At 68.8% G+C, this 25854-nt stretch carries 25 protein-coding genes and 2 tRNA genes; 13 read left to right on the top strand and 14 right to left on the bottom strand.

From position 1 onward, the window contains the following. Positions 1–273 precede the first annotated feature (273 nt). Positions 274–1878 (top strand): dolichyl-phosphate-mannose--protein mannosyltransferase, encoded by a 1605-nt coding sequence (locus tag GT755_RS33595; RefSeq protein ID WP_328794707.1) that lies wholly within the window; start codon positions 274–276, stop codon positions 1876–1878. A gap of 100 nt (positions 1879–1978) precedes the next feature. Next, positions 1979–3307, top strand: coding sequence for a hypothetical protein (locus tag GT755_RS33590; RefSeq protein WP_161483596.1), 1329 nt, complete (start codon positions 1979–1981; stop codon positions 3305–3307). Between the two features lie 21 nt (positions 3308–3328). Here GT755_RS33590 and GT755_RS33585 read toward each other — a convergent pair whose 3' ends face one another. Then, on the bottom strand, positions 3329–4399 hold the full coding sequence (locus tag GT755_RS33585) for a calcium:proton antiporter (protein WP_161483595.1): 1071 nt from the start codon (positions 4397–4399) through the stop codon (positions 3329–3331). A 117-nt stretch (positions 4400–4516) separates the two neighbouring features. Here GT755_RS33585 and GT755_RS33580 point away from each other — a divergent pair, with 117 nt between their 5' ends. Continuing rightward, positions 4517–5578 carry an AAA family ATPase gene (locus GT755_RS33580; protein ID WP_161483594.1) on the top strand — a complete coding sequence of 354 codons (1062 nt, stop codon included), beginning with the start codon at positions 4517–4519 and terminating at the stop codon, positions 5576–5578. Further along, complete coding sequence (locus tag GT755_RS33575; protein ID WP_161483593.1) at positions 5578–7344, top strand: vWA domain-containing protein; 1767 nt, start codon at positions 5578–5580, stop codon at positions 7342–7344. Before GT755_RS33580 ends, GT755_RS33575 begins: the two co-directional genes overlap by 1 nt. 186 nt (positions 7345–7530) lie before the next feature. Here GT755_RS33575 and GT755_RS33570 read toward each other — a convergent pair whose 3' ends face one another. Then, positions 7531–8127 carry a TetR/AcrR family transcriptional regulator gene (locus GT755_RS33570; RefSeq protein WP_328794706.1) on the bottom strand — a complete coding sequence of 199 codons (597 nt, stop codon included), beginning with the start codon at positions 8125–8127 and terminating at the stop codon, positions 7531–7533. A gap of 76 nt (positions 8128–8203) precedes the next feature. Here GT755_RS33570 and GT755_RS33565 point away from each other — a divergent pair, with 76 nt between their 5' ends. The 3 genes from GT755_RS33565 to GT755_RS41700 all read left to right on the top strand — a co-directional run bounded on the left by GT755_RS33565 (position 8204) and on the right by GT755_RS41700 (position 10309). Beyond that, positions 8204–9037: an SDR family oxidoreductase gene (locus GT755_RS33565; protein ID WP_161483592.1), complete on the top strand. Its 834-nt coding sequence runs from the start codon at positions 8204–8206 to the stop codon at positions 9035–9037. 245 nt (positions 9038–9282) lie between these two features. Continuing rightward, a complete protein-coding gene (locus GT755_RS33560) occupies positions 9283–9768 on the top strand; it encodes a YxiG-like protein (RefSeq protein ID WP_161483591.1) in 486 nt (161 codons plus the stop codon). 310 nt (positions 9769–10078) lie between these two features. Further along, positions 10079–10309: a DUF6000 family protein gene (locus GT755_RS41700; protein WP_407929442.1), complete on the top strand. Its 231-nt coding sequence runs from the start codon at positions 10079–10081 to the stop codon at positions 10307–10309. A gap of 290 nt (positions 10310–10599) precedes the next feature. Here the strand turns inward: GT755_RS41700 and GT755_RS33555 are convergent, their stop codons facing one another. The 8 genes from GT755_RS33555 to galU all read right to left on the bottom strand — a co-directional run bounded on the left by GT755_RS33555 (position 10600) and on the right by galU (position 16158). Further along, positions 10600–11001: a hypothetical protein gene (locus tag GT755_RS33555; RefSeq protein ID WP_161483590.1), complete on the bottom strand. Its 402-nt coding sequence runs from the start codon at positions 10999–11001 to the stop codon at positions 10600–10602. Positions 11002–11617: 616 nt separating this feature from the next. After that, a tRNA-Ala gene (locus tag GT755_RS33550) sits at positions 11618–11691 on the bottom strand. 53 nt (positions 11692–11744) lie between these two features. Continuing rightward, positions 11745–12326, bottom strand: coding sequence for a divisome protein SepX/GlpR (sepX, locus tag GT755_RS33545; protein WP_161483589.1), 582 nt, complete (start codon positions 12324–12326; stop codon positions 11745–11747). A 122-nt stretch (positions 12327–12448) separates the two neighbouring features. Continuing rightward, entirely contained in the window at positions 12449–13087 is a 639-nt protein-coding gene (locus tag GT755_RS33540; protein WP_030452031.1) for a GNAT family N-acetyltransferase, read from the bottom strand. Positions 13088–13123: 36 nt separating this feature from the next. Then, entirely contained in the window at positions 13124–13600 is a 477-nt protein-coding gene (locus tag GT755_RS33535; RefSeq protein ID WP_161483588.1) for a MogA/MoaB family molybdenum cofactor biosynthesis protein, read from the bottom strand. Beyond that, entirely contained in the window at positions 13597–14064 is a 468-nt protein-coding gene (gene moaC / locus GT755_RS33530; RefSeq protein ID WP_030452033.1) for a cyclic pyranopterin monophosphate synthase MoaC, read from the bottom strand. Before moaC ends, GT755_RS33535 begins: the two co-directional genes overlap by 4 nt. Next, the gene (glp, locus tag GT755_RS33525) at positions 14061–15266 is read right to left on the bottom strand and encodes a molybdotransferase-like divisome protein Glp (RefSeq protein ID WP_161483587.1); all 1206 of its coding nucleotides are present in this window, start codon (positions 15264–15266) and stop codon (positions 14061–14063) included. Before glp ends, moaC begins: the two co-directional genes overlap by 4 nt. Further along, positions 15250–16158 carry a UTP--glucose-1-phosphate uridylyltransferase GalU gene (gene galU / locus GT755_RS33520; RefSeq protein ID WP_030452035.1) on the bottom strand — a complete coding sequence of 303 codons (909 nt, stop codon included), beginning with the start codon at positions 16156–16158 and terminating at the stop codon, positions 15250–15252. The genes glp and galU overlap by 17 nt, the downstream gene beginning before the upstream one ends. Before the next feature lie 24 nt (positions 16159–16182). Between galU and GT755_RS33515 the strand changes: the two genes are divergently transcribed. The 5 genes from GT755_RS33515 to GT755_RS33495 all read left to right on the top strand — a co-directional run bounded on the left by GT755_RS33515 (position 16183) and on the right by GT755_RS33495 (position 20420). Continuing rightward, the gene (locus tag GT755_RS33515; RefSeq protein ID WP_161483586.1) at positions 16183–16767 is read left to right on the top strand and encodes a 5-formyltetrahydrofolate cyclo-ligase; all 585 of its coding nucleotides are present in this window, start codon (positions 16183–16185) and stop codon (positions 16765–16767) included. Between the two features lie 18 nt (positions 16768–16785). Continuing rightward, positions 16786–18294: a potassium/proton antiporter gene (locus tag GT755_RS33510; protein WP_328794704.1), complete on the top strand. Its 1509-nt coding sequence runs from the start codon at positions 16786–16788 to the stop codon at positions 18292–18294. Positions 18295–18381: 87 nt separating this feature from the next. Continuing rightward, complete coding sequence (locus GT755_RS33505; protein ID WP_161483585.1) at positions 18382–18681, top strand: FmdB family zinc ribbon protein; 300 nt, start codon at positions 18382–18384, stop codon at positions 18679–18681. Between the two features lie 78 nt (positions 18682–18759). Continuing rightward, positions 18760–19566, top strand: coding sequence for an S-methyl-5'-thioadenosine phosphorylase (locus tag GT755_RS33500; RefSeq protein WP_161483584.1), 807 nt, complete (start codon positions 18760–18762; stop codon positions 19564–19566). Positions 19567–19829: 263 nt separating this feature from the next. Continuing rightward, positions 19830–20420 (top strand): SAF domain-containing protein, encoded by a 591-nt coding sequence (locus GT755_RS33495; RefSeq protein ID WP_161483583.1) that lies wholly within the window; start codon positions 19830–19832, stop codon positions 20418–20420. Positions 20421–20535: 115 nt separating this feature from the next. Here the strand turns inward: GT755_RS33495 and GT755_RS41445 are convergent, their stop codons facing one another. Then, entirely contained in the window at positions 20536–21591 is a 1056-nt protein-coding gene (locus GT755_RS41445) for a D-alanyl-D-alanine carboxypeptidase family protein (protein ID WP_161483582.1), read from the bottom strand. A 732-nt stretch (positions 21592–22323) separates the two neighbouring features. On the opposite strand from GT755_RS41445, the gene GT755_RS33485 reads away from it, so the two are divergent. After that, a tRNA-Arg gene (locus GT755_RS33485) sits at positions 22324–22396 on the top strand. A 220-nt stretch (positions 22397–22616) separates the two neighbouring features. Here the strand turns inward: GT755_RS33485 and GT755_RS33480 are convergent. The 3 genes from GT755_RS33480 to GT755_RS33470 all read right to left on the bottom strand — a co-directional run bounded on the left by GT755_RS33480 (position 22617) and on the right by GT755_RS33470 (position 25835). Next, positions 22617–23981: a tyrosine-type recombinase/integrase gene (locus tag GT755_RS33480; protein WP_161483581.1), complete on the bottom strand. Its 1365-nt coding sequence runs from the start codon at positions 23979–23981 to the stop codon at positions 22617–22619. Further along, on the bottom strand, positions 23978–24166 hold the full coding sequence (locus GT755_RS33475; RefSeq protein WP_161483580.1) for a helix-turn-helix transcriptional regulator: 189 nt from the start codon (positions 24164–24166) through the stop codon (positions 23978–23980). The genes GT755_RS33480 and GT755_RS33475 overlap by 4 nt, the downstream gene beginning before the upstream one ends. Before the next feature lie 103 nt (positions 24167–24269). Further along, positions 24270–25835: a helitron helicase-like domain-containing protein gene (locus tag GT755_RS33470; protein WP_235968020.1), complete on the bottom strand. Its 1566-nt coding sequence runs from the start codon at positions 25833–25835 to the stop codon at positions 24270–24272. Positions 25836–25854 lie beyond the last annotated feature (19 nt).

The following is a 25854-nucleotide window of genomic DNA, read 5'->3' as shown; positions in this document are numbered from 1 at the left end:
CCCAAGTATGAAAGCTTCACGCTGGTGTTCGTCGGCCGTGCCTCCGGCACGGCGGTCCTCGCGCCCGTGTCCGACGGTGGCGCTCCGCCGGTCCAGGCGTCGGCGCGGTGCGGCGTTCTGCGGCGTTCCGCGTTCCCGCCGTGTCTTCGACGCGGCGGCGAATCCCGTGTGCCCGCCGCCGGGGTTCCGTCGGTCCGGCGGCGGCGCGTCGCGGGGTCAGGAATCGGGGTGTACGTCGTGTTCGTGACGGCGTGTCGCCAGTAGTGTGTCGCCGTGGCCGTGACAGATTTTGCTGACAAGGCGCCCGAACAGCCCGAGCCGAAGGAGCAGCAGCTCTCCGTGCGCGAACGGCTGCTGCCCCCGATGCCGGGCGACGGGCTGTGGGCCTGGCTCGGCCCCGCTCTCATCGCCCTGTTCGGCGGGTTCCTGCGGTTCGACCGCCTCGAGGTGCCGAAGGCGGTGGTCTTCGACGAGACCTACTACGCCAAAGACGCCTGGTCGACGCTGAAATTCGGCGTGGAGACCCAGTTCCTCGACGGCGACGCGGCCAACCAGGCGATGTTGCGCGGCGACGACAACATCTTCAAGGTGTGTCAGAACGTCGTCGACTGCGGCTCCTACGTCGTCCACCCGCCGCTCGGCAAGTGGATGATCGCCCTCGGCGAGTGGATGTTCGGGCTGAACCCCTTCGGCTGGCGGTTCGCCGCCGCGCTGGTCGGCACGATCTCGATCTTCCTGCTGGCCCGGCTGGCCCGCCGGATGACCCGCTCGACCGTCCTGGGCTGCCTGGCCGGGTTCCTGCTTGCGGTCGACGGCCTCCACTTCGTGTTGTCGCGCACGGCCCTGCTCGACATCTTCCTGATGTTCTGGCTGCTGGCCGGGTTCGCCTGCCTGGTCGTCGACCGCGACAAGTCGCGCGAGCGGCTGGCCGACTGGTACGAGAACTCCCCGGTCAGCGATCTGGGCCCCAAGCTGGGCCTGCGCCCGTGGCGGCTGGCCGCCGGGTTGTGCCTGGGGGCCGCGCTGGCCACCAAGTGGACCGGCATCCTGTTCATCGCGGCGTTCGGGATCATGACCGTCCTGTGGGACCTGGGCGCCCGCCGCGCGGTCGGGCTGCGCCGACCGGTGCTGGCGACCCTGAAGCTCGACGTGCCGCTCGCCTTCGCCTGGGTGGCGATCGTGTCTCTGGTCGTGTACGTCGTCTCGTTCGCCGGCTGGTTCGCGGGTGAACGCGGCTACGGCCGCAACTGGGCCGAGGCCACGACGGGCGGCTGGCAGAACTTCGTGTTCAGCTCGATGCGGTCGTGGATCGACTACCAGACCCAGATCCTGTCCTTCCACACCGGCCTGGCCACCACCCACCCCTACCAGTCACAACCGTGGCAGTGGCCGCTGCTCACCCGCCCGGTCGCGTTCTTCTACGAGTCGCCCTCGGGCTGCGGCGCCGACAGCTGCTCGTGGGCCGTGCTCGGCACCGGCACCCCGATCATCTGGTACGCCGGTCTCGCCGCCCTCATCGCCATGATCGCCTGGTACGTCGCCACCCGCGACTGGCGGGCCGGCGCGGTCCTGCTGGGCTACGCGGCGGGCTGGTTGCCCTGGTTCTACTTCGCCTGGGCCGACAACCGCACGATGTTCCTCTTCTACGCCATCCCGATGGTGCCGTTCATGATCTTGGCCGTCGTGCTGGCGGCGGGCCTGCTCATCGGCCCGGCCACGGCCCCGTTGCAGCGCCGCCGCGCCGGCGCGATCGCGGTCGGCGTGTTCGCCCTGCTGTCGCTGCTGAACTTCTGGTGGCTCTATCCGGTCCTGTCGGCCGAGCTCCTGCCGTACCAGGACTGGTATGACCGGATGTTGTTCAAGAAGGGCTGGATCTGACCTCTGGCGGGGCGGTCCGTATCGTGAGTCACTAGGGGGGTGGTCCCGAGTGTCTCTCGGTCGTCGTCAACGGTGGGTGCCATACGGCAGACTGCGGGTCATGCCCGCACCTGACGTGGCGGCCCTCCTCGCCGAGCTGGAGCGAGCCGAGCCGGATGTCGCCGACTCGGCTCGTGTCGCCGTGGAGTGGCTCACCGGCGGTGAGGCCCTTGAGACGATCAGCCAGCTCGACGTCTGCGAGTTCCTCTGGTACGCCCTCCCGATCAAGGTGACGGGCGACCGCCACGGGATCGCCCGCGCCCTCGGGCGCCTGTTCGAGCTGGGCGGCATGGAGCGATATGCCGCCCTCTGCGACTCCCCCACCACGACCCGCATCCTGCGCGTCTACGCCCGCGACGGCGAGGAGGCCGGCACCGCCGCCTACCAGGAGGCCGTGGAGGCGACCGGGGTGCTCCCTCCCGACGTCCCGGAGCTCAGTTGGAGCTCCATCATGGGTCCGGAGGAACTGGGCGCCCACGTGGCCTGTGCGGCGGCCCTCGAACTGGCCCTGGTGTCGGGCGAGTTGCCGCAGCCCGGCGGCAAGACGTTCCTGAAGGGCCGCCTCGACCTCACCCGGCGCTGGCTGAACAGCCCGCGCCCGGAACTCGGCGGCGACTGCTGGCTCCACCGCGTCCACGGCGAACGCCTCAACCGGTGGGTGCTCGGCCGGGGCCGGGCCCGCCGCGAGCTCGCCCAGCCGTTCGAGGTGCGGCTGCACGCGCCCGTCCCGGCGCCCGAGGAGCCCCATCTGGCCTCGTTGTGGTGGCTGCTCGACTGGGCCGAGACCGGCGGCGTGCCGCTGACCCAGAAGTTCAACATCGCCCGCGCCCTGGTGGTCGAGTCGGTCGAGCTGTTCGGCTGGGACACGCTGACCTCGGGAACCGTCCGGGGCGAGGCCGACGTGCCGACCCTGACGATGCTCCGCGAGATCATGATGGGCGAGCTGAAGGCGGTCCGGCGGACCGGCCGCAAACTCGTGCTGACCTCGCGCGGCCGGAAACTGGCCGACAACCCCGACCTTCTCTGGACGGCCGTCACGGCCACCCTGCTGGCCCCGGCCAAGGGCGAACACGACTTCGAGGTGTCCATCCGCGAGTCGGCGCTGATGCTGCTGGCCGACGGGGCGGCGTACAGCTATCCCGACCTGTGCGAGAGCGTCGCCGAGGTGGTCAACGGCGAGGGCTGGCGCTCGGCGGCTGGCGCCCAGGTGAGCGCCCGCGACCTGGGCGGCCCGATGGGCGAGTTCCAGCGCCGCCTCGACGCGCTCGACCTGCGCGTGTCGTGTGACTGGCGGTCGACCTGGCAGCTCACCCCGGTGGGCCAGGCGGCGGCGCTGTCGGCCCTGCGCACCCAGGCTCTGCGGCCCCGGCGGTATGCGGGGCTCGGCTGAAACAGGGGCGTTCCCGCCCGCTCAGGGCACCGCCGCCAGGAAGAGGTAGCTGCCGCAGAGCGCGAGGTGCACCCCCGCCTGCAGCAACGTCGCCCGCCCCAGCAGGACGGTGAGCGTGCCGACGACGGCCGTGAGCATCAGCAGCACGATGTGCACCGCGCCCAGCCCGAGCGTGAGGGGCCCGGTCAGCCAGATCGAGGCGACCGCGATGGTCGGGATGGTCAGCCCGATGCTGGCCATGGCCGACCCGAGCGCGAGGTTGAAGCTGATCTGCGTGCGATCGCGCCGCGCGTTGCGGGCGGCGGCGAGGGTCTCCGGCAGCAGCACCAGCAGCGCGATCACCACGCCGACCACCGAGGGCGGCAGCCCCGCGAAGGCGACGGCGTCCTCAATGCTCTTCGACTCGACCTTCGCCAGCCCGACCACCGCGACCAGCGCCAGGACCAGCAGCCCGAGGCTGATCAGGGTCGTCTTCGCGGACGGGGTCCAGGTGTGGCGTTCGTCGTCTCCTTCGGGCACGAAGTACTCCCGGTGCCGCACGCTCTGGACGAAGACGAACAAGACGTACAGTCCGAAAGAGACCACGGCGGCGAAGACGAGCTGCGGGCCCGAGAACTCCGGCCCGGGGTTGCTGGTCGTGAACGTCGGCAGCACCAGCGACAACGTCGCCAGCGTGATGACGGTGGCCAGCGCCGCGCCGGTCCCTTCGGGCTTGAAGGGCGCGGTCCCCCTCTTCAGCGCCGAGACCAGCAGCGACAACCCCACGATGCCGTTGCAGGTGATCATCACCGCGGCGAAGACGGTGTCGCGGGCCAGCGTGGCCACCCCGGGGCCACCCGAGAGCATCAGCGTGACGATCAGCCCGACCTCGATGACGGTGACCGCCACCGCCAGGATCAGTGACCCGAACGGCTCCCCCACCCGATGCGCGACCACCTCGGCGTGGTGCACGGCCGCCAGCACACTCGCGGCCAGCAGCAACACGATCACGACCTCGACGAGCACGGGCAGCCCCCGCCCCCACACCAGGACGAGCGCCAGCATGGCGACGGCCGGGACGATCGACGCGGTCCACCTCAACCGGGTGTTCATCGCGCCCCCCACGATGACTGCGCAGAGTGAGGAAAATGGTCGACGCGATCACGGATAGTCACCATCGCAGCATAAAACCGTTGGCCGAAGATCGGGTGATTCGAGAAGCTGGTGCGTATGCAGGCCACCGTCACCGTCACGCCGGCCGCGCTTCCCGAGGTGTTGCTCAACGTCGCCCTGGTGCGTCCCGTCTTCCTCTGGGGCGCCCCCGGCATTGGGAAGAGTTCGCTGGTCAGGGCGTTCGCCGAGTCGCTGGGGCTCGAATGTGTGACGCTGCTCGGCACCCAGCTCGCACCCGAGGACCTCATCGGCGTGCCGCAGATCGTCGGCGACCGCAGCCGGTTCGCCCCGCCCGAGTCGATCGCCCGCGACGAGCCCTTCTGCCTGTTCCTGGATGAACTCAACGCCTCCTCGGCGGAGGTGCAGAAGGCGTTCTACTCTCTCATCCTCGACCGGCGGATCGGCACCTACGAGTTGCCGAAGGGGTCGGTCGTCATCGGCGCGGGCAACCGGGCCACCGACAACGCGCTCGCCCGGCCGATGCCGTCGGCGCTGGTCAACCGCATGATCCACCTTCACCTACGGGCTTCGGTGGACGACTGGCTCGCCTGGGCCGCGGCCAACGGGGTGCACCGGTGGGTCGTCGACCATCTCGTCCAGCGGCCCGACCACCTGTGGAGCCCGCCGCCGAAGTCGGAGGAGCCGTTCTCCACGCCGCGCGGCTGGCACATGTTGTCGGACGCGCTGCACGCCTACGGCGAGGGCGTCGACGGCGACACGCTGGCCGTGCTCGCCCACGGCATCCTGTCTCCGGTGCACGCCTCGGCGTTCCGCGCCTATGTGAAGACGGTCAGGCACGCCTTCGACCTCGACGCCGTGCTGAAGGGCGAGGTGGCCTGGCCGCGCGACCCGCAAGACCGCGACCTGCTGTTCTTCCTGTCGGAGGCGTTCCGGGCCCGGCTGGCGAAAGACCTGCCGGCGTCCAAGAGGCACGCCTCCCCCGCCCTGCAGAAGCTGGCGTTCCGGTCCAAGGCCCTGCTGATCGAACTGGCCGAGATCAGCCTCGAATGCGCCCAGCTGGTCATCGCGACCGACGACAACGGCGTCCCGGTGCTGCCCTCGTGGTTCCTCATCGAGGTCGGCCGCGACCTGCCTCGCCTCGCGGCGGCGCGGGCCTGATGACGAAGCAGCGCAAACCCGACCCGTGGCGCCAGGCCGTCTACGAGGGCTGGCGCGACGCCTCGAACCACTCGCTGTTCCGCACCCTGCGCATGGGCCTGATCGACGACGAAGAGCTGCCCAACGCCGTCTGGGCCGACATCCAGCCGGGCACGGTCCGCTTCAACCCGCGCGTCCGCGCCGAGCCGGACCTCTGGGCCTGGGTCTTCGCCCACCTGCTCCTGCACGCCGGTTTCGGCCACCTCGATCCGCGAAACGCCGAACCGGGCGACCTCGACCGTCCCGTGGGCCGCGACAGACGACGCGCCCCGAGGGCCCACTACCAGGCCGCCTGCTGCGTGGTGGTGGACCGCTTCCTCACGTCCGTCGGCATCGGCCGCCCACCCGACCGGCTGCCGGACCTGCCCCCCGAAGACGAGGCGACCCTCGCGCGCCGCTGGTCGGCCGGCGTCCCGGTGGAGTACACCCCGGGCGAACATCCCGATTTCAGCGTCGGCACCGAGAAGGAGGCCGACTGGCACAAATACCCTGCCGAACTGGCCATCGGCGTCTCCTCGGCGGCCACCTCGGCCGTCACGGTCGCCTCCGGCGGCGACCCGGTGCGCCGCAAACCGCCGTGGGAACTGGCCCTGGGCTGGTTCGTGTCCTCATATCCGCTGTTGGGTGCCCTGGCAGCAGGCCTGAAGATCGTCGCCGACGCCGACGTGGCCCGAGGCTGGGACATCGCCATCGCGGCCGTCAACGCCGAAGCCGGCGAGATCTACGTCAACCCCCTCCGCGACCTGCTCACCGAAGAGTGGCGGTTCGTGCTGGCCCACGAGATGCTGCACGCCGCCCTGCGCCACGGCGACCGGGTCGGCGGCCGCGACCCCTACCTGTGGAACGTGGCCTGCGACTACGTCGTCAACGGCTGGCTCGTCGAGATGAACGTCGGCGAGATGCCCGAAGGCCTCCTGTACGACCCCGACCTCCGGGGCTGCTCCAGCGAAGAGGTGTACGACCGCATCAAGACCGACCTGCGCAGAATGCGAAGACTGGCCACCCTGCGAGGCAAGGGCCTCGGCGACCTCCTGAACGAACCCGCCACCCCGGGCACCTACGCCGACCTGGACGCCTACTACCGCAGCGCCCTGGCCAACGGCCTGGAATACCACCTGTCGTCGGGCCGCGGCCACCTCCCGAGCGGCCTGGAACAGGAGATCCGCGCCCTCGACCAGCCCCCACTCCCGTGGGACGCCCAACTGGCCCGCTGGTTCGACGAACACATCCCCAGCCCGACCCGCAAGCGCACCTACGCCCGCGCCTCACGCCGCCAGTCGTCGAGCCCCGGCATCCCCCGACCGGGTTGGATCCTCCCGGAGGAGGTGGTCCGGCACGCGACGTTCGGCGTGGTCCTCGACACGTCGGGATCGATGGACGTGCGGCTGCTGGGCAAGGCACTGGGCGCGATCGCGTCGTATGCGCTGGCGCGGGACGTGCCACAGGCGCGGGTGGTGTTCTGCGACGCGGCGGCTTACGACGCGGGGTACCTGCCGGTCGAGACGATCGCGGGGAAGGTCCGGGTGCGGGGGCGCGGGGGGACGGTGCTGCAGCCTGGCGTGAACTTGTTGGAGCGGGCGGACGACTTTCCTCAGGGCGGGCCTATTTTGATCATCACTGACGGGTGGTGTGACGTGGTGCGGGTGCGGCGGGAACATGCGTGGCTGGTGCCGGAGGGGGCCTCGCTGCCTTTTCGTCCGCGAGGTCCGGTGTTCCGGATGCGGTGACCGGGTTCGCGAGATGACCTGGTAAGCGGCATGCCCTGACTCTCGGGGGCATTGCTGCCCTTTCGTCTGCGGGTACCGGTTTTTCGGATGCGGTGACCGCGCGTTCGCGAGATGACCCGGCGAGCGGCATGCCGTGGCTCCCCACTTGGCTCCCGCTACGGGTCATGGGATGGCCGCTTGTGCGTCTCAGGCGACCTGTAGGGAGTCGATCCAGGCGAGCAGGCGAGCGCCCTCGCGTTCCATGATCCCGGGGTCCCGCAAGGCGTTGGCCAGCAGGGACATGCCCTGGTAGGCGCCCACGAGGGTGAGGGCCAAGCCGTCGGGGTCCGGCTGGCCCAGCTCGCGGAACTGATGCTCGGCCCAGGTCAGCAGCAGCTGGATGACCTTGCCCGCTTCGACGTCCAGGCCGCCTTCCTCGCCTTTGTCCAGCTCGACGGCGAGCGTGCCGGTCGGGCATCCGTAGCGGGCGGCGAGGTCACGCTGGCCCACCCAGGCGGCGATCAGGCCTTTGAGGCGTTCACGGGGGTCGGGGAGCCGGTCGAGGTCGGCGGTGAGCAGGTCGAGCTGCCGTGCGTGCTCGGAGAGCGCGGCGGCGACAAGCTCGTCCTTCGTCTTGAAGTAGTAGTAGACGTTGCCGACGGGCACATCGGCCGCCCGCGCGATGTCGGCGATAGTGGTGCGCTCGGCGCCTTGCCGGTGCATGACCTCGGCCGCCGCTCTCATCAGCCGCTGGCGCTTGGCGCCGGCCGTCCGGACGCGGGCGGATTCCTTCAAGTCAGTCACCTGACTAACTATATGACCCTGACCCGTGCTACGTTTCTTCTTAGTAAGTCAGCTAACTAACTTAAAGGAGAGTGACGTGATCGTTGTCACGGGTGCCACGGGAAACGTCGGACGCACGCTGGTCCGGACGCTCATCGAGGAGGGCCAGGAGGTGACCGCCGTAGCGCGCCGCATCACCGATGCAGACGTGCCGCCGGGGGTCCACCCGCTCGCCGCCGACCTGTCTCGGCCGTCAGGCGAACTGCCCGTCGAGGCAGACGCGGTCTTCCTGCTGATCGGAGGAGACCTGATGATGGCTGGAGATCCCACTCAGGTGGTGGCCCCATTCGCGGATTACGGCAGGATCGTCCTCCTCTCCTCTCAGGGAGTGGCCACCCGCCCGGACTCCCCGTCACACGGACAGGCACTCGCGGCCTTCGAACAGGCCGTCATGGCGTCCGGTACGGACTGGACCTTCCTGCGGCCGGGCGGCTTCGCCTCCAACGCCTTCGCGTGGGCGCCATCGGTGAGGGCGTCCCGCACGATCGCCGCACCGTTCGGGGACGTCGGCCTCCCGGTCGTCGACCCCGACGACATCGCCGCAGTGGCCGCCGCCACCCTGACGCAGGCAGGACACGAGAAGGCGATCTACGACCTGACCGGCCCCGCATTGACGACACCACGCCAGCGGGCGGCCGCCATCGGGGCTGCGATCGGTGAGCCTGTCACCTTCAGAGAGCAGACGAGGGAGGAGGCCCACGCCCAGATGTCGACGTTCATGCCCGCCCAGGTGGCGGAGACCACTCTCGACATCCTCGGCACGCCCACCGTCCGCGAACAGCAGATCAGTCCCGACGTCGAGAAGATTCTCGGCCGCGCACCGGCCACCTTCGCCGACTGGGCGAATCGCAACTTGGAAGCCTTTCGCTGAGGGCCCGCGGGCCGTTCGGTGCAGGAGTTCCGCAGCACGACTGGACCTCAGCGTCGCCCACCTTCGCTTCTGACGCGCTGCGGGTGGCGGCTCATCAGTGGGGCCGCAGCGCGGATCGCCATCTCCTGGCCATACCAGCGCGACTACGACCGTGACGTAGCCTTCCGCGGCTGCGCCGACAAGGCCACGGCCGAATAACACCAGCCGCCACAACCGCAGATCGTATTGGCGGTAGAACTGCGTCCATGGATCCGGTGCGGTTACAGCAGGCTCTGGACGATGTCTTCGACCAAGCCTTGCTCAGCCACGGCTTCACGACGTACATGCGCGACTACCAACTAGTGATCCACACGACCGCCGATCCGCGAAGCGGGATCGCGCCGGCGACGCTGCGCTATCTGTTCCGCTTCTGTGTGCAGGCCGACTGCACCACAACCGTGCCGGCCGAAATATGGCGCAAGTCCCAGGACGACCGGCTCATCACCTACCCAACCGGCGTCGACCTCGACGGATACGTCTGGGGCGTTCAATGGCAACTGCTCTATCCCGGAGCCACGGTCGTCACTGACTCGCCGACTGCCCGGAACTGGGCCGCAGCTGTCGGCATCGACTTCCACGAGGTCCGGATCCAGACCAACGCCCACGATCTGACCTTGATCTTCTCCGACCTCCGGATCGAAGAACTCCCCTCTGAAGAGCACGGACAGGACCACATGTTTCCAATTCGATAGGCGTCACAGCCGCCACCTGATCACTCAACCGCGGGAAATCCGCCATCTGCAGTGCGCGTGAAGTGATCGTCCTACTGTCCCTGATATGCCTCACGGACTCTTCGCCGCTCGTTCGTGGCTTGCCCGGCGTGAGCGTCGAGGCCGAACGATCCGCCCCGAACGTGTGATCGTTTCCCAGTACGAAGCAAAGTCTGTCTCGCTGTCCGCCTTCCCGACGTCGGGCGACAGTCGCGGACGTCGTGAACTTCGTGGCGCCTGATCTCGGAAGGAAACGAGTAGAACTCCTTCGCCTCAGACGGTCACGTACCGAATGACGCGTGATGGACGAGGAGTGGCACACCAGGCAGGCTTGCCGTCTGCGTGTGCCGCTCCCGCCCGCTTCGGCGAGGACGAGGATGCGACGGTCCTGTCCGCCTACCTCGATCGCTACCTGCCTCAGGTGGAGAATCGATACGACCAAGAGGACGCCCTCGGTGCTCTCCTGCTCATAGACGAGAAGCTGGCAACCGATGAGTCCCAATCTCCGCACGCTTCGCCTTGAGCTCGCGGCCCCTGTCGCGGATACGTTTCCACCGTGCCCACAGGCGGGTGTGGGGGGCCGGCCCGTTCAATCGGCTCCGCCCATAGAGCAGGCCGGAGCGCAGGCGAAAGCCGTACAGATCAATGAGCTCGCGAGTCTCGTCGAGCGGCATGTGCCGGAGGCGCGCGCGGAGCTGGCCGCGCGGTGACCGAGGAGCTGGCCCGACTGGGAGGTGCTGCGCGAACGGCTGGAACGGCTGGTTCCTACGCCGAGCTCGCCTCGGCAGCGGCGCTGACCACGCTGATCTTCGGTTAGGCGTTCAGGAAGACCGGCACGATCGTGGCGAGGGCGAGCACGCCCGCGCCGACTTTCGGCCAGGCGAACCCGGGTGAGGCGAGCCACGACAGGGTCGCGTAACCGGCCGCCGGAACGGCGATCATGATGGGCGCCGGGAGGAACCCGATGCCGAGGATTTCCAGCCAGCCCCACAGGCCGAACAGCAGGAAGGCGCCGGCGGGGAACGCCGCCCACCCGACGGGCCACCAGTTCGGCAGTCGCGCGGCGGCGCCGAGGATCATGCCGAGCACGAGTGGCGCCAGCACGATCAACACCCCGTCGTCGAAGAAGTCACCGTACGGCGACCAGAGGTAACAACCGATCGCGGCGGCGTAGATCGCCAGGGCGACCAGCAGGCGTCTCCCCCATAACGGCATACGTCCCACTATAGGTTCACGCGGTAATGACGATCTTGCCTTTCGCGTGTCCGTTTTCGACCTCACGCAGGGCCTGGCCCCCGTGGGGGTCCCCCAGGTGGTCGGTGCCCGTAGGGGTCCCACGTGGGACTCCCACAACGGCCTACGCCAGCCGAAACGGCGGCTCCGTAGGGGTCCCGCAGCTACCCCTCGTTTTCCGCGCCGAGAACCCCGCACCCCCTCCCCGGGGCCTCCCACGAGGGACCCCACACCCCCTCCCTGTTCAAGCAACTTTGGCCCCTGCATTCAAAAGGGCAGCTTGAACAGGGAGGGGCGCCCCGCCGGCATGTCAGCCCGTCCTTCCGGCGCAGCTCGTGGAACTCATCATCCGAGCGAAGCGAGCTCGATCCGAGCGAAGCGAGGCCTGTCCAGGGAGCGCGAGGGGCGGAGCCCTTCGCCAGGGAGCGGCAGCGACCCCGGAGCGTAGCGACGCAGGGGACGCGACAGCGGACCAGGAGGAGCGCGAGGCGGCGAAGCCCTCTCGTATCGGGGGTCCGGGGGTCGCCCCCCGGGGTAAACGAGGAACGGCCCGTGGCAGCCGCCCCGAAGGGGCGTCAACCACGGGCCGTTCCGAGAGTGGAGCTATGGGGATTTGAACCCCAGACCCCTTCGATGCGAACGAAGTGCGCTACCGGACTGCGCTATAGCCCCGTGAACGAGATCTAGGCTACCAAACTCCAGCACCCCTTCGCGCCATCCGCGCGCTAGTCCCCCACCGCTCGCCGGTGATCCGCGTACTGGTCGAACACGCCGCCGCGCTTCTTCTCCAGTTCGATGATCTCGGCCTCGATCGCCGCCGCGGCCGCCCGTCGCGCTTCGGCCCGAGCCCGCCGGAGCCGGTCGGCCCGCACCCGGGCCGCCAGGTCCTGCTGCTCGTGCTCCAGCTTGGAGGCCACCCGCAGCAGCGTCACGTACAGCCCGAGCAGGAGTGCGGCCGGTGCCACGCCCCACCACGGCACCACGCCGAGGAAGGCCGCGATCGAGGAGACCAGGACCATGGCCACGCACCACAGCAGGGTGCGGCGCCGGCGGACCCGGATGCGGGCCCGGCGGCGGTTGGTCGCGAACTGAGGGTCGGAGGCGGCGGCGGGTTCGGGCACCGATGCCTCCTCTTCCGACGTCGCGGGCGAGGGGGTGGCTTGATCGGGGGTTTCGATCAAGGTGTCGCCCTCGGTGTTGTCCTTGTCTTCATCCATTAGGACATAGCGGTCGCGGCGTAGCCACATCGGGACGAGGACGCCGAGCCACATTGCGACGATGGCGAGATAAAGGAGGACGCTGCTCATCGGCTGCTCTCCTCCCGGACTCGGCCCGCCTGCATGCTCACGTCACGCACCGTAAGGCGGCGTGTCACTGATTGACGAGCATTCGGTCCGGTGTGTCGCGAGATCGTCGAAGCTGTTGTCGCCTACGGGGACTCGCCGTGACGTGCTGCCGATGAGTCTCGGGCCCGGCGCCACTGGACGAGCAGGCCTCTGGGCACGTCTTCCACGGTCAGGGCATAGCAGATGTGGTCTCGCCACGCTCCGTCGATGTGGAGTTGCCTTCGGCGTACGCCCTCCTCGCGGAAGCCGAGTTTTTCGACGACTCTGCGGCTGGCGTGGTTCTCGGGGCGGATGTTGGCCTCCAGGCGGTGGAGGCCGGTGGTGAAGAAGCAGTGGTCGACGGCCATGGCCAGGGCCGTGGGGATGATGCCCTTGCCGGCCAGCGCGCCGTCGACCCAGTAGCCGACCTGGGCCGAGCGGGCCGAGCCCCAGACGATCGCGCCGACGGTGAGCTGGCCCGCGAAGGCGCCGTTGTACGTCACGACCCACGGCAGGGCCAGACCCTGCCGGGCCTCGCGGCGGAGGGTGCCGACCATGGAGACGTAGGGGCTGAGGCCGGTGCGGAACAGGGGCGTCTCGGGGTTGCTGGGTTCCCAGGGGCGCAGCCAGTCGGCGTTGCGCAGGCGGGTCTCCCGCCAGACGCGCACGTCGCGGAGCCGCAGCGGCCGGAGACCTACGGGGCCTTCCGCCAGGGTCGCGGGCCAGCCGCGAAGTCGATCCACTTGTCAATCATCCCTCTTGTTCACCGAATCGCGCCATCAGACGCGATGGTCACCACCGCGGATCTGGTCGACCACGTGGCCGAGGATGGGGCCCAGGACCGCCATCCCGTCGCGGACTCCGCCGGTCGATCCGGGCAGGTTGACGACGAGGGTGCTGCCCGCCTGCCCGGCCAGGCCGCGCGAGAGCACCGATGTGGGCACTTTCTCCCGGTTGACCTGTCTGATCGCCTCGGCGATGCCCGGGATCTCGCGGTCGAGGACACGCCGGGTCATCTCGGGGGTCAGGTCGGTGGGGGTGAGGCCGGTGCCGCCGGTGGTGACGATGACCTGGTATGCCGACTCGAGGCCCTTCACCAACGCTTCATACACCGGTTCACCGTCGCGGACCACCACCGGGCCGTCGACCGTGCAGCCGTGCTCCTCCAGGAGGGCGTGGAGGATGCGGCCCGAGCGGTCGTCGTACATCCCCTCGGCGGCGCGGTTGGACGCGGTGATGACCAGGGCGCGGATCATGAGCGCCGCCAGTCGCCGGTCTTGCCGCCGGTCTTCTCCTCGACCCGCACGTCGGTGATGACCGCGGCGGGGTCGACGGCCTTGATCATGTCGATCAGGCCGAGGGCGGCCACGGTGACGGCGGTGAGGGCCTCCATCTCCACGCCCGTCTTGTCGGCCGTCTTCACCCGGGCGGTGATCTCCACGCCCTCGTCGACGATCTCCAGGGAGACCTTCACTCCGTGGAGGGCGATGGGGTGGCAGAGCGGGATCAGGTCGGGCGTCTTCTTGGCGCCCATGATCCCGGCGATGCGGGCCACGCCGAGCGCGTCGCCCTTCGGGGTGTCTCCCGACCTCAGGATCGCCACGGCCTCCTCGGAGAGCAGGACACGACCGGAGGCGGTGGACGTACGGACGGAGATGGGCTTTTCTGACACGTCGACCATGCGGGCCTGGCCCGATTCGTCGAGATGGGTGAGATTCACAGCGGGATCACCTCAACAGTCGTCCCTTCCGGGACCTCGGTCACGTCTTCCGGTACGACGATCAGCGCGTCGGCCGCGGCCAGCGCGGCGAGCTGGTGGGAGCCCTGGCCGCGGGCGGGGGTGACCTTGTCACCGCTCAGCACCGCGCGCAGGTAGGAACGGCGGCCCTTCGGGGAGCGCAGCCGCGCGTCGCAGACGGCCTGGACCGTCGAGGGCAGCGAGGCGGGCAGGCCCTGCATGCGGCGCAGGGCGGGGCGCACGAAGAGCACGAAGGAGACGTAGGACGAGACCGGGTTGCCGGGCAGGGTGAAGATCGGGATCTGGTCGTCGCCGACCACGCCGAAGCCCTGGGGCATGCCGGGCTGCATGGCGACCTTCTCGAACTTGACCGTGCCGAGCGGGCTCAGGCCCTCTTTCACCGGCTCGTAGGCGCCCATCGAGACGCCGCCGCTGGTGATCACCGCGTCGGCCCGGACCAACTGCGCGTCGAGGGTCTCCATGAAGACGCGCGGGTCGTCGGTCACCGACCCCACCCGGAACGCCTCGCCGCCGGCCTCGCGGACCGCGGCGGCCAGCATGAAGCTGTTGGACTCCCAGATCTGGCCGTACCCGAGCGGGGTTCCGGGCTCGGCGAGCTCGGCGCCCGTCGACAACACGGCCACCCGGGGCACCGGCCGGACCAGCACCCGCCGCCGCCCGACCCCCGCCAGGATGCCGATCTGGGCCGCTCCGATGCGCGTGCCCTCGGCCAGGACCACATCTCCCACCCGCACATCCTCACCCGCCCGGCGGATCGCGTTGCCGCGCTCGACCTGCCTGTGGACAACCACGTGGGCGGTGCCGCCGTCGGTGTACTCGACCGGCACGACCGTGTCCGCGCCGGCCGGCAGCGGCGCCCCGGTCATGATGCGGGCGGTCAGGCCCGGCCCGATCGCGTGTACGGACGGATCTCCCGCCGCGACGTCCTCGGTCACCGGAAGCGTCGCCGGGACCAGGGCGAGGTCGGCGGCGACGACCGCGTAGCCGTCCATCGCCGAGTTGTCGAAGGGCGGCAGGTCGACCGGCGCGGTCACGTCTTCGGCGAGCACCGCCCCCAGCGCCCGCTCAAGATCGAGTTCGAGGGGCGCCAGAGGGCGGACGGTCGCCAGGATGTCGGCGAGGTGCCGATCGACCGGTTTGAGATCGCTAGGGCTGTGCCTCATTCAGGAATTCTCGCAGCCAGGGCAGGAACTCGGGGGCGAGGTCCTGCCGCCGCGCCGCGAACTCGACCACCGTCTGCAGGTACTGCAGCTTGTCGCCGGTGTCGAACCGGCGCCCACGGAACAGCACGCCGTAGACGGGGCCGCCCTCCTCGGGGGTGCTGGACGCGAGCGTGCGCAGCGCGTCGGTGAGCTGGATCTCGCCGCCGCGGCCGGGCGGGGTCTTCTCCAGCACCTCGAAGACGGCCGGATCGATCACGTATCGCCCGATGATGGCCCAGTTGGACGGCGCCTCCTCTTTCGGGGGCTTCTCCACCAGGTCGGTGATCCGCACGACGTCGTCCTCATCGGTCGCCTCGATGGCGGCGCAGCCGTACTGGGAGACCTGCTCCTCGGGCACCTCCATCAGCGCGATGACGCTGCCGCCGCGCTGCTGGCGGACCTCGATCATGCGCTTGAGCAGCGGGTCGTTGGGGTCGATGATGTCGTCGCCGAGGAGGCAGGCGAACGGCTCGTTCCCGACGTGCTGCTTGGCGCAGAGCACGGCGTGGCCGAGGCCCCTGGGCTCGCCCTGGCGGACGTAGTGCATGGTCGCGAGGTCGACGGGTTCCTGAATCTGGGACAGGCGCTTCTCGTCGCCCTTCGCCCGGAGGGCGCCCTCCAGCTCCGCGGCCACGTCGAAGTGGTCTTCAATCGATCGTTTGTTGCGCCCGGTGACCATCAGGACGTCGAGCAGCCCCGCGGAGACTGCCTCCTCGACGACATACTGGATCGCCGGTTTGTCGACGATCGGCAGCATCTCCTTCGGAGTGGCCTTGGTCGCGGGCAGGAATCGCGTCCCGAGACCGGCGGCGGGGACAACGGCTTTGGTTACGGAGTCGAAGTCAGCACCCATGGATGAAGGCTAGTGGAGGCCTCTTTGGACAAGTTCGAGCTGAGGCGTGAAATTCTGCGTGAACGTTCCATCATGGACGTCGACGATCGCCGTGAGAGCGCTCGCCGGATCAGGGAGAACCTGCTTGACCAGCCATGGGTCCAGATGGCCGGCCTCGTCGCCTGTTATTGGTCGACCGGAACGGAACCCGCCACCGAGGGCCTGGTGTTCGCATTGTGGAAACACGGCGCGACCGTGATCCTCCCGGTGCTGCGCGACGACGACGACCTCGACTGGGCCGTCTACGACGGTCCCGACACCCTCGCGCCGGGCCGCCACGGGATCATGGAACCGGTCGACACCAGGCGTGGCGTGGACACAATCCGGACCGCCGCGCTGGTCATCGTCCCGGCCCTCGCCGTCGATCCCCATTCGGGTGTACGCCTCGGGCGAGGCGGCGGCTCCTACGACCGCGCCCTGGCGAGAGTGGGCCCCAACGTGCCGACCGTCGCCCTGCTCAACGAGGGGGAACTGCGTCCCGGCGTGCCCGCCGAACCGCATGACCAGCGGGTCAGGTACGCGGCGTTGCCGTCCGGGATCCGTGTGGTTCCTGTGAAAGAATCTACATAAATCACGAAAGGGGACCTGGTGCGCCTGGACATCGACGGATGGCTCCTCCTGTCCGCCGTGATCGTCCTGGCGGCCGTGATCTCGGTCAGGATCGCCCACCGCACCGGTCTGCCCTCACTGCTCCTCTACCTCGCCCTGGGCGTCGCCCTCGGCGAGTCGGGCCTCGGCATCCACTTCGAGGACGCCGAACTGGCCAAGCAGATCGGCCTGATCGCGCTCGCGATCATTCTGGCCGAAGGCGGCCTGACCACCAACTGGGAACACGTGCGCACGACCGTGCCGACCGCTTCGGTGCTGGCCACGTTCGGTGTCGCGGTCAGCATCATCGTGCTGGCGCTGGCCGTGGCCGGTTTCCTGGGCATGGACTGGCGCACGGCCATGCTGCTGGGCGCGATCCTCGCCTCGACCGACGCCGCGGCGGTCTTCAGCGTGCTGCGCCGGCTCCCGCTGCCGCCCCGCCTGGCCGGCACCCTGGAGGCCGAGTCGGGCTTCAACGACGCCCCCACGGTGATCGTCGTCGTCATGCTGAGCCAGGTCAGCGCGCCCATGCCGTCGGCGTGGAACGTTCTGGGCACCGCCCTGTGGGAACTGGCCGCGGGCGCGGCGGTCGGCTGCGCCGTGGGCCCGGTCTCGGCCTACGCGCTGCGCAGGGTCGCGCTGCCCGCCTCGGGCCTCTATCCGATCGCGGTCCTGGCGGTGTCGTTCATCGCCTACAGCGGGGCGGTCCTGCTGCACGCCTCCGGCTTCTTGTCGGTGTATCTCGCCACGCTGATCATCGGCAACAGCCGGCTCCCCCACCGGGCCGCGACGAGGGGCTTCGCCGAAGGGGCGGCCTGGCTGGCCCAGATCGGCCTGTTCGTCATGCTCGGCATGCTGGTCAGCCCCAGCGAGCTGCCGAGCCAGATCATCCCGGGTCTGGTCGCCGGCCTCGCCTTGGTGCTCCTGGCCCGCCCGATCTCCGTGGTCCTGTCGTCTCTGGCCGTACAGGTCGCCCGCATCGACCGGGTCAGCTGGCGAGAACAGGTCTTCCTGTCGTGGGCGGGGCTGCGCGGCGCGGTCCCCATCGTCCTGGCCACCATCCCGTGGGCGTCCGGGGTTCCGGGCGCCAAGGCCCTGTTCAACGAGGTCTTCGTGATCGTGGTGGTCTTCACCCTGATCCAGGGCCCGACCCTGCCGTTCCTGGCCCGGGTGCTGCGCCTGTCGAACGAGGGCGAGGCCCGCGACCTCGACGTGGAGGCCGCCCCGCTGGAGGAGCTGAACGCCGACCTGCTCCAGGTGCGGATCCCGCCGGAGTCGAAGCTGCACGGCGTCGAGGTCTTCGAGCTCCGCCTGCCCTCGGACGCCGCGGTCACCATGGTCGTCAGAGACGGCCACTCGTTCGTCCCCGACGGCAGCACCCGCCTGCGCCGCGACGACCAACTGCTCGTCGTGACCACGGCGGCCCAGCGCCGCACCGTCGAAAAGCGCCTGCGCGCGGTCTCTCGCAGAGGCAAACTCGCAGGCTGGTATGGGGAGACAGGGGACTAAACTCCCCCACGGCAACGTTGCAGCTTGCCAGTGCCTTATCATTTAGCAGTCGCTTGGGTCGAGTGCCAAGTCACTGAGGAGGACCGCGTGCCCACCTACCAGTACGCCTGCACCAATTGTGGTGAGCAGCTCGAAGTCGTCCAGAAGTTCACCGACGACGCCCTGACCGAGTGCCCCGCCTGCCAGGGCCGCCTCCGCAAGGTCTTCAACGCGGTGGGCATCGTGTTCAAGGGCTCGGGCTTCTACCGGACCGACAACCGCTCGTCGACGTCGTCGTCCACGACCTCGACGTCGCCGTCCAAGCCGGCCACCGAGAGCAAGCCGGCCGAGACGAGCACCCCGAGTGCTCCCGCGAGCCCCGCCCCCGCGAGCACTCCAGCGGCCTGACCTGCGACGAAGCGGGTTGTCCACAGGAAGGCGCATAGGGCCTCACCGGGTGGGGCCCAGGGCGCTAGTGTCGGCGCCATGGTCAATCGTGTGGACATCGGTGTCATCGGCGGCTCAGGGTTCTACTCCCTGCTCGACGACGCCGAGGAGATCGATGTCGCGACCCCCTACGGGCCCCCCAGCGACAAGGTGACGGTCGGGCGCATCGGCGGCCGCGCCGTCGCCTTCATCCCCCGCCACGGGCGGGACCACGGCTTCCCGCCCCACCGCATCCCCTACCGCGCCAACCTGTGGGCGCTGCGCTCCCTCGGCGTGCGCCAGGTGCTGGCCCCCAGTGCCGTCGGCTCCCTCCGCGCCGAACTCGGCCCCGGCGCCCTGGTCGTCCCCGACCAGCTCATCGACCGCACCTCCGGTCGCATCCAGACCTTCTACGACGCGGGCGGCGCCGTCCACGTGTCCTTCGCCGACCCCTACTGCCCTGACGGGCGGGCCGCCGCCGTGTCCGTGGCGAGCGCGTCCGGGTGGGACGTGTCCGACGGCGGAACCCTCGTGGTGATCGAAGGCCCCCGGTTCTCGACCCGGGCCGAGTCGAAGTGGTTCGCGAGCATGGGGTGCTCGATCGTCGGGATGACCGGGTTTCCTGAGTCGGTGCTGGCCCGGGAGTTGGCGCTCTGCTACACGTCGATGTCCCTGGTGACCGATCACGACGCGGGGGTCGAGACGGGTGAAGGGGTCACCCATGAAGAGGTGATGGCCTTCTTCGCGGCCAACGTGGAGCGGATGCGGTCGCTGGTGGAGCAGGTGGTGAAGGCGCTGCCGGAGGAGCGGGCCTGCGCTTGCGGGAACGCGCTGGACGGGATCAAGCTGCCGTTCGAACTGCCCTGATCGCGGTCTTTGTGTACGGACGGCCGACGCGCGGGATTCTCTTCGGGTCGGCGTCGGCCTCCGCCACTGAGCTTGGCTGTTCGTGCGGAACACCTTGGTGAATCGAGAGCTGCGCCGATCTTGGCTCTTTGGCTCGTATCCCTGGCTCGTGCCCGCTGGTATCTGCCCGCAGTGTTCGTTGCGCCCGCGGAAAAGCGGTTCGTTCTGTGGAGCTTGCTTGAGGTGTCGAGTGTTGCTCCTCCTTCTGTCCTTGGAGTTTTGTCATGCGTGTCGCGGTGCCGGCGCGGTGGGCTCGGGTGCTTGCCCGGCGTCGGCGGTTGATCTCGGCTGTGCTGCTGGGGCTGGCGGTGGCCGGGGTTCTGGTTTCTGTACGGGCTCCGTCGGGTGTGGCCGTTCTCGTCGCGGCTCGTGATCTCTCCGGCGGGCGCCTCGCGGCGGGGGATCTTTCTACGGTTCGGGTGCCCTCTTCGGTGCTGCCTGACGGGTATCTCGCCGCCGGTTCGCCTGTGGTCGGGAGGGTGCTGACGGCGCCCGCCCGGCGGGGGGAGGTGCTCACTGATGCCCGGTTGCTCGGGAGTGGGTTGCTGGCCTCGAACGCGCGAGGGGTGGTGGCCACGCCGGTGCGGGTCGAGGACGCGGATGCGGCCGAGCTGGTGACGGCCGGGGATGTGATCGATGTCCTGGCCGCCTATGAGACGCACGCGGAGACCGCGGCCGAGCGGGTGACCGTGTTGACGAAGGCGCAGTCGGAGGAGGGCGGGTTGCTCGTGCTGGCCACGACGACCGGTCAGGCCGCGTCGCTGGCTCGGGCGCAGGCGGGGGCGCGGTTGTCGATCGCCATTCATCCTCGTTAGACATGGCGGCGTAGCGGCGCTGGACGGGCGCGGCCGGTTGGCGCCGGGTGCGGCGCGAGCCCTTGACGGCGGGCGGGGTGGGGTGGGCGGAGCCGTAACGGAGCAGGAAGGGTTTTTAGAGGAGGGAGCCGATCTTGGGGTCGTATTCCCAGTGCCAGGGTTCGAAGGGGCTCACGTAGGCCCAGTCGGGGTGGATCCAGCCGAATTTCTTGCCGTTCTGTTCGAGCCAGACGAATTCGGTGGATTTGTACACGCGGATCGGCCCGCAGAAGTCGACCGCCAGGCCGAGGCCGTGGTTGCTGCGGCCGGGGATGGCCGCCAGGCCGGGCCGCTGGTAGTAGACGATCTGCTGGTCGCGGAGGCTGCGGTAGCTGTCGATGACGCAGAGGGGCTGTCCGAAGCGTCGCTTGTACGCCAGATTGAGGTCGGCGAAGGCGATCGCGGCGTCGGCGCGGAGTTCCTCACCCTTGAAGGGCAGCGGGCAGAGCACGTTGCTGGGCAGCAGGCCGTTCGCGTACTCCTCCGCGAGCACGACCCGCGTCGGGTCGCACGCGCCCCCGCCACGCTTCACGCCAAGCTTGGCGAGGGCGCTGGTGAGGGATTTGACCGTCTTCTGCGACTGCTTGCGCAGCGTGTCGATCTCGAACGTGAGCTGGGCCTCTTGGAGGAGCTTCGTGGCCCGCAGCTCCTGCGCCTCCGCGGCCAGCTGCTCCCGCTCCTGGAACAGGCGGGTGGCGTCGACGACCACGATGTTGCGCCCGGCGATGAGCTGGTTGGCGTCGCTCATCGCCCGCAGCGACGCCTCGCCGTTCCGGCTGGTCAGCAGGGACCCGATGTTCCGGCTGGCCGGATTCTGGTACATCAGCTCGATCAGGTCGGACAGCGGCTGCCGGATCCGCGCGAGCTGCTGGTCGGCCGCGCGCAGCTGCGTCAGCTTGGCCTCAAGCTGCTTGTTGGAGGTGTCGAACTCCTTCTGCCGCGCCACGAGCGCCTTGGTGGCGGCCTCGATGCCCTTGGCCGCCTCTTCGGCATCGCGTCGGAGCTCGGTCAGCGTGGCAGGATCTTTCTTCTGAGCGGTCTGCGTCTTCGCGGCCTGTGCCGGGGCGGCCTGCGCCGGCGCGGCCATAGAGAGCGCCAGCATGAGGGCCGCGACCAGTCCCGCTGATCGCACGCTCGACTCCTCCGTTTGCGAATTTGTGACCTCGGTCAGGGACGCACGTTACTACAGCAGGATGTGTGGTCGTGGCCGAGTCGTAGGAGCCGTTACATACCGATTCACGTGTCTTGTGCCATGTGCGCCTTGTGGACCGTTCGCATGGGTTTTCAGGCTGGCTTGCGGGCCTCCTCCTGGCACATCTCCCAGAGCCACGTGTCGGTCCATTCGTCGGGGCAGGGTTGCCGGGGGGCTTGTCTCGGGGTGGGTCTTGGGGGGGTGGTCTTTGTTCTTGGGGGGGTGTTGGGCTCTTGGTGCGGCGTGGCGGGCGCTGGTGCTGCCGCGGCCTGGATGGGGGGTGGTTTTCTGGGGCGGTGCCGCTTTTCCGGGGCGGGGAGGGGGCCTTCGTACAGGCGGTCCGGGGCCGCCGGGCGGGGCAGCGGGGTCGGGGCCATGAAGACCGGGGGCTGCGCCGGCTTGGCTCGCAAGTACGGGGGGACGCCGAATTCCGTCAGTTCGGCGACGAGTAACCCTAGGGCGAGTACGGCGGGGGCTAGTAGGGCGGCCAGCAGGACTACGGGGCGGAGTGCGCGGCTGCCGGGACGGCGTCCTCGGTTCACGGTGGCGAGCCCATCACCCTTTCCGGCGGGGTGCGGCTTGGTTGTCTTGGCTTTGCCTTTGGGTGGGGGGGATTTGGGGTGTGGTGGGTGGCGCGCGGGGGGCTCGGGTTTCGCTAGGCTTGGGGGGTCGGCTCCCGTAGCTCAGGGGATAGAGCACAGGTTTCCTAAACCTGGTGTCGTAGGTTCGATTCCTACCGGGGGCACAAGATCATATGTACGTTGAGCTGCGAGAACAGAGCTTTCGAAGATCGCCGCTAGGTCCGTCCGGACGCCTCTCGTGTGCCACCAAATGACGCCGTAGGCAGCCGTTTGTCAGTGGTCCCGGAATATACGCGGAATGGAATCCGGGGTATTTTCGCAGGTCAGTGCTTCCAAACGAAGACGGCCCCGGCATGTGCCGAGGCCGATTCCGAGAGCTGTGGATCATTCGCCGAGAACCCGATCTATCTGGCCGTTCGCCTGCGCTCGCTGGCCGTCGATGCACTTGGCGTACACCTTGAGAAGCACGTCCACGCTGTGACCCGCGCGGTTGGCGACCTCGGGCGCAGGGACGCCCGCGTTCAGCCAGAGTGACACGGCCGCATGCCTGAGGTCGTACGGGCGGGCCGCCAGACGCGATACGTATTGAGCAGGCGTCAGAGCTGCCCTGCGGGCCTCCTGCCAGGTCTGGGAGATGGCAGACGACGTGTAGCTTGCTCCCGTCCGGGATCGGAACAGCCGGCCGTCATCGGTGACGCCGAACTGCTTTATATGCTCCCGCAGAATCGCGACCAGGACCGGCGGAATGGGCACCGGCCGGGTCTCCCTGTTGGCCCGGTGCTTGAGAGCACGGTCCTCGTGCTGCTCGCCGGTGTCACTCCATCTACGGCTCGTCTGCGGTCGCGCCTTCTCCAAGGTGAGCATCCCCCAGCCCTCATCGGGAAGCTCGCAGTTGGCACTGCGCAGGGCGGCGACCTCCTCTGATCGCAGAGCGGCGTAATACATGCAGGCGAACATGGCGTACATCCGAGCGCCACGGGTTCGACCGAGCGTCCGCACGGTGTCGAGCAGCGCCCGCGCTTGCGTGGGATTCACCACGACGCACGGGTCTACGGCGTCCGATGAGCGTGGACGCTTCCACTTGATGCCGTGCAGCGGATTGGACGAAAGGTGCTGGCCCTCCACTGCGGCCTCCAGGACGTGATGGAGGATGGCGCGCTTCCTGCGAACCGTCGTCGCTGCGGCGGGTGTGCCCTTGAAGGTGAGCGCGATCGCGTCCAGGGCTGTACGAATGACAGCCGCCTCAGCGAGGTCAGCCAACGGAAGCGAAGCCTCCTCGATCCACTTGAGCGTGGCCCGCTCCTCATCAGAAAGGGTGGGGCGCCGCTTCTCCGGCAGCAACGCATAGGTGCGGAGAACGGCCCGCAAGTCCTCAATGGCCGGCCTTCTCGGTACGTCCTTGGTCAGCGCCGGAATGATCGAGAGCATCGCGTAGGCGATCGCCTCTCGGCTCAGAGCCGACAGGTGCACCCAGCGGGTCTCCATGTACGACTGAGCGAATGCGAGAAAACTCGGGCCTGTCTTCGCTGCGGCGAGCATCGAGACCGGCAGGCCCGTTTCGACGTCGAAGGCTTCGCCACGCTTGGCGGCCTGACGAAGATCGGAGAGAAGGTTTTCAGCGAGCGCTTTGGTCTTGAAGGACTTCGATTTCTCACGCTTACCGACAGTCCATCGGACTGTGTACGACGGCCCTCGGGTAGTCGAGTAGCGGCGGATGTCCCAGAACTTGACGTCGTAAGAGGCGTTCACACCGCCTCCCGCAGGGTGGTAAGCCACGTGGTGAGGTCACTCCGCCAGACGCGCAGTTCGCCGTTCGGAAGCTTGATGCACTTGGGTGCGTGACCGAGTTCCCGCCAGCGGTAGAAGGTCCTCCGAGAGACCCCGAGTTCGTCCAGCACCTCGGCGACCGGCATCAAATCGTCTTGGCGAGTCATGCCGTACCACCCATGGCAAACAGGGCGAGGATAGCGTTTCCCGGCCTTCTGCCAATGACGCGCCGGAAGGGCAGGTACCGCTTGAGGATCTGGTCTCTTCCCTTCACGCTGCCCTCTTCTCTTCAATTGCCGAAAGATCTTGGCCCTCTGCTGCGGCTTGGAGCTTGTTCAGATGGGCTCGCCAACGGAGGCGTTCGCGGATGGAGCGCAGCAGGCGGACGCGGATCGGTGGTAGGTCGGGGTCGCCGGCCTTGACCGGTGACCAGACGTAGCGACCGGCGTCGGCGGGTTCATCGGCGACGCCGAGGGCCTCCAGGACCCAGGTGCGGCGGTCGGCCTTGTGTTCGGTCAGGGTCTTGTTGGACCACTTGCGGGAGACCAGGACACGACGTCCGCCGTAGCCGAGGTGTTCGGGACGGTGGGCCTTGCCCCTGCATCGCCCGGGGATCATTCCGGGCTTGGCGTTCTTGGGCTGTACGCCGTAGCGGAGCCAGTTGGGGCAGGTGGGTGTGCACGGTTCGTACCGCAGCACGTCAGCGAGACGGGCCGCGTGATCACGAGCGGCTTGGGAATCGGCAGCCTGACCGAGGGACTTGGTCAGGTACTTGGACAGATAGCGGATCGCCTGGTCGGCGTCCGGGGTGCCCGACAGGATGCCTTGGGCGTCGACCTGGGGGCCGAAGCGGACGACGTGGAGTGGTTGGGCGTCGGGGTCGGCGTCGAGTTGGTCGAGGGCCTCATCCCAGGTAGGGAGGATCTCGCCGGTTTCCGGGTCGAGGTAGCCGGCCTTTTCGTTCCAGACCGGCAGGTGGTCGCCGTCGAAGCGGATCGTGTCGCAGGAGGGCCACCACACTTGGTGGTAGGTGGCCGCCGCTACGGCGCGGATGTCGGCGCGGGACATGCTGCCGCGCATGGCCATGTGCAGGTGCGGCGCCAGGCGCTTTTGCATCTCCACCGTGGCGAAGTACTGGACGTCATAGCCCGCGACGCGGCGAAGGTTCTGCACGAACCGGTCGATGAGCTTGGAGAAGTGGATCGCGTCGCGAGCGGCCCGGACGTAGTCGTAGCTGGCTGAGTCGACTGGAACTCCGGCGTTCACCTTGCCGTAGGTGTCGAGCGTGAGCGTGATGAACATCGAGGGCCGGTAAGTACGCCCGTCAGTGCCTTCGTAGGTGCGGCCCAGTGTGGTCGCCATCATGGCCCGCTTGGGAAGGTCAGGGGCATCCTGTCGCCGACGGGTTGAGCGCGAGCGTTTGGCGGCGGTCCGGCCCAGGACGTTCCCGCGCACTCCTGCGGCGTTGATCTCGATGTCGAGTTCGGCGATGGCCTGGTCGTAGTCGTCGGTAGGCAGTCCCGCGGATTGGAGTTGGTCGCGGATGGCCTGGGCGTCGGCGCGCCACTCGACCAAGTGCCGTTGGTAGTCGTTGGGCTCGTCCGGGGTGGTGGCCGGTTCGGCGGCCAGGTGCCACCCTTCCCGGCACTGGGCCATCCGCAGAGCCCGGTTCCGCTTGGCGCAGGGCGGGCACTTGGCTTCCAGGGTCGAGCCGCAGGGCGCGTTGATGATGTCGCTGACGCCGGTCTTCAGATCCATCCGGCGCAGGCCCACCGGGCGGATGCAGACGCCGTTGTCGATGGCGAGAGCTTCGACCACCTCGTGCGCCAGGGGCATCGACTGCTTGACGGCGCGC

Source organism: Herbidospora solisilvae (assembly GCF_009901565.1).
Lineage (GTDB): Bacteria > Actinomycetota > Actinomycetes > Streptosporangiales > Streptosporangiaceae > Herbidospora > Herbidospora solisilvae.
This window is presented reverse-complemented; position numbering and strand designations above follow the sequence as displayed.

Excerpts from the sequence above, each read along its gene's own strand:
- GT755_RS33590 (WP_161483596.1), top strand. The coding sequence starts at position 1,979 with ATGCCCGCACCTGACGTGGCGGCCCTCCTCGCCGAGCTGGAGCGAGCC.
- GT755_RS33585 (WP_161483595.1), bottom strand. The coding sequence starts at position 4,399 with ATGAACACCCGGTTGAGGTGGACCGCGTCGATCGTCCCGGCCGTCGCC.
- GT755_RS33580 (WP_161483594.1), top strand. The coding sequence starts at position 4,517 with ATGCAGGCCACCGTCACCGTCACGCCGGCCGCGCTTCCCGAGGTGTTG.
- GT755_RS33575 (WP_161483593.1), top strand. The coding sequence starts at position 5,578 with ATGACGAAGCAGCGCAAACCCGACCCGTGGCGCCAGGCCGTCTACGAG.
- GT755_RS33560 (WP_161483591.1), top strand. The coding sequence starts at position 9,283 with ATGGATCCGGTGCGGTTACAGCAGGCTCTGGACGATGTCTTCGACCAA.
- GT755_RS41700 (WP_407929442.1), top strand. The coding sequence starts at position 10,079 with ATGACGCGTGATGGACGAGGAGTGGCACACCAGGCAGGCTTGCCGTCT.
- GT755_RS33555 (WP_161483590.1), bottom strand. The coding sequence starts at position 11,001 with ATGCCGTTATGGGGGAGACGCCTGCTGGTCGCCCTGGCGATCTACGCC.
- sepX (WP_161483589.1), bottom strand. The coding sequence starts at position 12,326 with ATGAGCAGCGTCCTCCTTTATCTCGCCATCGTCGCAATGTGGCTCGGC.
- GT755_RS33535 (WP_161483588.1), bottom strand. The coding sequence starts at position 13,600 with ATGATCCGCGCCCTGGTCATCACCGCGTCCAACCGCGCCGCCGAGGGG.
- glp (WP_161483587.1), bottom strand. The coding sequence starts at position 15,266 with ATGAGGCACAGCCCTAGCGATCTCAAACCGGTCGATCGGCACCTCGCC.
- galU (WP_030452035.1), bottom strand. The coding sequence starts at position 16,158 with ATGGGTGCTGACTTCGACTCCGTAACCAAAGCCGTTGTCCCCGCCGCC.
- GT755_RS33500 (WP_161483584.1), top strand. The coding sequence starts at position 18,760 with ATGGTCAATCGTGTGGACATCGGTGTCATCGGCGGCTCAGGGTTCTAC.
- GT755_RS33495 (WP_161483583.1), top strand. The coding sequence starts at position 19,830 with ATGCGTGTCGCGGTGCCGGCGCGGTGGGCTCGGGTGCTTGCCCGGCGT.
- GT755_RS33475 (WP_161483580.1), bottom strand. The coding sequence starts at position 24,166 with ATGACTCGCCAAGACGATTTGATGCCGGTCGCCGAGGTGCTGGACGAA.
- GT755_RS33470 (WP_235968020.1), bottom strand. The coding sequence starts at position 25,835 with ATGCCCCTGGCGCACGAGGTGGTCGAAGCTCTCGCCATCGACAACGGC.